The organism is uncultured Methylobacterium sp., assembly GCF_964251405.1.
Lineage (GTDB): Bacteria > Pseudomonadota > Alphaproteobacteria > Rhizobiales > Beijerinckiaceae > Methylobacterium.
On sequence record NZ_CAXUJR010000097.1, the window covers coordinates 9327 to 13110 of the forward strand.

Sequence of the window (3784 nt, forward strand, 5' to 3'; positions counted from 1 at the left end):
CTTCGACCAGTTCGATGGCCGCCCGCACGAGCACGCCGCCGGGATGGCGTAGTTCATCGAGGACGGAGAAATGCTCGGCGCCCGCCAGCGGTAGTAGTGGTCCCGGAGCGTGCGCCGCGCTGCGCAGGGCGTGAAAGTTGCGGGCATCATGGACGAGGGCTGGAACCTCAGCCGTTCCGTAGGCGATCGCGAGCGGCTTACCCACCACGGGAAGGCGCAGGGGCGAGAGTGTCGCCACCTCGTCATCAGTTAGGCGAAGCGCCTGATTAAGCCCTGTGTCGCGGACTGGCCCGAGCTCGTAGATCCCCGAGATCGCAAGCCCGGCCACGACCGCCGGATGGTGGAGCTGCATCGCGACGAGATGCGCCCCCGCCGACCAGCCGGCGAGGACGATGGGACCGGCGATGCCGTGGGTGGGCCCGTACTTGGTCAGCCAGTCAAGGGCTTCGCCCACCTCCGCCACGATCCGCGTCAGGTTCGCGTCGGGCGCCAGCGTGTAGCCGGGGATCGCCACAGACCAGCCGGCTTTCGCCGGACCTTCGGCGAAGCAGGCGAAGAGGTCGCGGGAATTACGCTGCCAGTAGCCGCCGTGAAGGAAGACAAGGCAGGGCGCGGCTGGATCACCCGCTGGGTAAAGGTCAAAGGCGGTCCTAGGAGCGTCTCCGTAGGGAATGTCGAGGGCGCCCGCATGGACGGCACGGTAGGCGGCCGACGCTTCATTGCGCTCGGCCGCCTGAATGGCGCTGTCCGGCACCGCCGCGTTGTTGTCGTAGGCCGCGTCGCGCGCCGCCTGGTCGAGCGTGTCCCAACCGAGGCGGGGATCGGCGGGAAGCGGGTCGGTCGGGATGTGCCGCGGCTTGTGCATGACCCCCTCCCCGCGGACCGTCAGGCCGCGATGGCCTGCGGCAGGATCGGTGAGTCGGCGTCGAAGCGCTTGCCGGCCCGCAGGCAGAAGGCCGGTCGAAGAAGGCGTTCGGCGATGACCCGCGTGTCCTCGTTGTCCCGCAGCAGGAAGCGGCCGCGGTCGTCGTGGAGCACCGAGACGTCCGCCTCGAACCCGGGGGTCAGCGCTCCAATGCGGTCGGACAAACCGAGCATACTGGCCGGGTGCGACGTCACCATCGGCACCACCTCCTCGAACGGGATGCCCAGCGCCATCATCGAGCTCATCGCCTGTGTCAGACTGAAGCGGGCCTGGCCCAGGAAGGGGTGGTTCTCGTCGTCGTGGTGCTCGTCCGGCGTGCCTGCCGGCTGGGGCACCTCGGTGTTGTAGCCGTGCATGTCGGCTCCCAACGTGTAGGGGATGATGCCGGCGGGCAGCGAGGCGCGGGCGACGCGGTAGGAGAAGTGGCTGCCGTGGCCCACATCGACCTTCAGCCCAGCATCCATCGCACGGCGAATGATGTGGTGGACTTCACCCGCCTCGTTGATGAATCCGCCGGGATGACGGGTGAAGGGATGGGCCAGCACGTCGCCGGGGCGCAGCAGCGGAATTACCCGCTCCACGATGGTGTCGGCGTCCTCGCCGTTGGCGCCGGATTCCGGCAGCCCCCAGAGCTGGCCGAAATGCACGTAGAGGGGAAGGTTGGAGCGGCGGCTGATCTCCGCGGCCATCTCCATGACCTTGATACCCCAACGGGCGAAGCCGCCGATCTCGGCGTGCCCCTTGATGCCACGGACCAAGTCCTTGTTCTCGGTGGCCGACTTCACCGTGGCGTCGATGTCGACGCCGTCGGGGCTGTAGAGGTTGGGGTAGAAGTGTCCTTCGAGACCTCCGACGAGGTAGGCGGACAGGAAGGCGTAGACCCGCGTCTGCGCCTGCTCCGCGATGAAATGGCGGAAGCCTGGCAGGGTCATGCAGGAAGCGCCACCCTGGTCGACCACCGTGGTGACCCCGGAGCGAACGCCGACCATGTCGGCATTCAGGCCGAAACGACCGGTGACGTATTGATAGACGTGCGCGTGGGTGTCGATCAGTCCCGGCAGGACGAGCTTGCCGGAAACATCGACAATTTCAGTGGCGCTCGACGGAAGGATGGTGTCTTCGACGGCGGCAATGCGTCCGTCGCGAATGGCGACATCTTTGATGCCGTCAATCCTCGATGTGGGGCAGATGACGCGCCCTCCGCGCAGAAGGATGTCGTACCGGGAAGTGTCCATCGCGCTACCTCGTCGATCGAGTCCGACCATCGCTCTGACCTAGGGCCAACGTTGTACGACCCGCCAAAAAGCGAAGCATGCTTCGCATCCTTCCAGGAAGCACGGCGTATGCCAAGCGAGTTTTTCGATCGGAGCGAAGATTACCGATGGTTGGCATGATCGAGAATGCGGTCGGCGATGCATGCGAAATGGATAAAGGAGCTGAGGTGCCTCCAAATCGTGCACCGATGTGCTGGCCCCTGACGGAGCGGCCAGGCTTCCTGATGCGGCGGCTCCATCAGATCCACGGCAGCCTCTTCGCCGAGCGATGCGGCGCCTTCCGGATCACGCCGCTGCAGTACAGCCTTCTCTCTCTGTTGATGGAGCGGGGGGATGCCGACCAGACGACGCTGGCTAATGCGGTGGCTTTGGACCGGACCACGACGACAGGCGCCCTGAAACGCCTCGAAGCTCGTGGATTTATCGATCGGGCGCCGTCGCCCACTGACCGTCGCTCCCAGCAATGCCGGCTTGCCCCTGCGGGCCGCGAACTTCTCGGCTCAATGGAGGACGCCGCTCGGCAGGCGCATGAGGTGACAGTGGCCGCCCTCACTGCGGAGGAGCAGTCAACCCTCATCCGCCTCATGAAGAAGATCACGGCTGCCCATGGCCAACGCCAGGGCGCCATGGACCTTCTGTGAAACGAGGCGCTGCGGCTCGCCTCGGGCACGCGGCCGGCGCGGGCGGCCTACGACTTGGCTTGGGCGTGGCGTCCTTGGCCGCAGGCCGATCAGCGCTGAAGGTAAATGTTTCAATTTCTCGCCTGCGCCTCTTAGTTCTCACCTACGTTGGATGAACTTCGACAGCTGAGCCTGCTGCGTTAAGCGCCGACAGGCCGTAGAAGAGCTTTGGTCGATGCATGCACATCTCATCTTCGCCCTTGCTCTGGTCCTTTCCGTTATCCCTGCATCTGCTTCCGAGGCGGTTTGGGCGGCGGCACGGGCCGGCGGCACAGTAATGTTGCTGCGGCACGCCAACGCTCCAGGCTTCGGCGATCCGGCGGGCTTTCGGCTCGGCGCCTGTGAGACGCAGCGCAATCTCGGCGAGGCGGGCCGTGCACAGGCCGCTGCGCTCGGTATACGCTTGAGGCGCGAGTTCGTCGTCGTGAACGCGGTTCGGTCTAGCCGCTGGTGCCGCGCACGCGACACCGCCGCCCTCGCGTTCCCCGACGTCACGGTCGAGACCGATCCGTCTCTCGACAGCTTCTTTGCCGATCGCAAGACCGAGTCGGACCAGAGCGCAGCCCTACGCGACAGCATTCGGGACTGGTTGGGCCGACCCGGTACCCTCGTGCTTGTGACACATCAGGTGAACATCACGGCGCTCACCGGGATCGTCCCGGCAGACGGCGAGATCGCCGTCCTTCGACCGAATGCAGACTCTGGGTTTGATGTGGTAGGGCGCCTCAGACCCTAGACGGGAGAAGGCATCTCCAGCCTTGTCACCACCCATTCCAGCCCAAGGCCAGGGGACTGCTTTTCACCCATTCCGGTCAGATGAGTCCGTTCTATCAGGCTGCCCAGAAGCGGACGCCCTGAAAGCCTGAGAAGGGTGGTGAGCGGCCCCTTGCCTTTTGCCCAGAAGC

The 3784-nt window shown here is 65.6% G+C and carries 4 protein-coding genes; 2 read left to right on the forward strand and 2 right to left on the reverse strand.

Annotated elements, in window-relative coordinates:
• Nucleotides 1-865, reverse strand: an 865-nt coding sequence (locus tag ACFE7U_RS15140) for an alpha/beta hydrolase (protein ID WP_375410549.1), incomplete at its 3' end; no start/stop codon positions are given.
• A 20-nt stretch (nt 866-885) separates the two neighbouring features.
• The gene (locus ACFE7U_RS15145) at nt 886-2160 is read right to left on the reverse strand and encodes an amidohydrolase/deacetylase family metallohydrolase (RefSeq protein ID WP_375410550.1); all 1275 of its coding nucleotides are present in this window, start codon (nt 2158-2160) and stop codon (nt 886-888) included.
• 158 nt (nt 2161-2318) lie between these two features.
• On the opposite strand from ACFE7U_RS15145, the gene ACFE7U_RS15150 reads away from it, so the two are divergent.
• Together ACFE7U_RS15150 and ACFE7U_RS15155 are read left to right on the forward strand one after the other, a co-directional pair.
• Entirely contained in the window at nt 2319-2840 is a 522-nt protein-coding gene (locus ACFE7U_RS15150; protein ID WP_375410552.1) for a MarR family winged helix-turn-helix transcriptional regulator, read from the forward strand.
• A 214-nt stretch (nt 2841-3054) separates the two neighbouring features.
• The gene (locus ACFE7U_RS15155; RefSeq protein ID WP_375410551.1) at nt 3055-3615 is read left to right on the forward strand and encodes a histidine phosphatase family protein; all 561 of its coding nucleotides are present in this window, start codon (nt 3055-3057) and stop codon (nt 3613-3615) included.
• Nucleotides 3616-3784 lie beyond the last annotated feature (169 nt).

What these genes read in the sequence shown, in the direction of transcription:
- ACFE7U_RS15145 (WP_375410550.1), bottom strand. Translation starts at nt 2,160, where the DNA reads ATGGACACTTCCCGGTACGACATCCTTCTGCGCGGAGGGCGCGTCATC.
- ACFE7U_RS15155 (WP_375410551.1), top strand. Translation starts at nt 3,055, where the DNA reads ATGCATGCACATCTCATCTTCGCCCTTGCTCTGGTCCTTTCCGTTATC.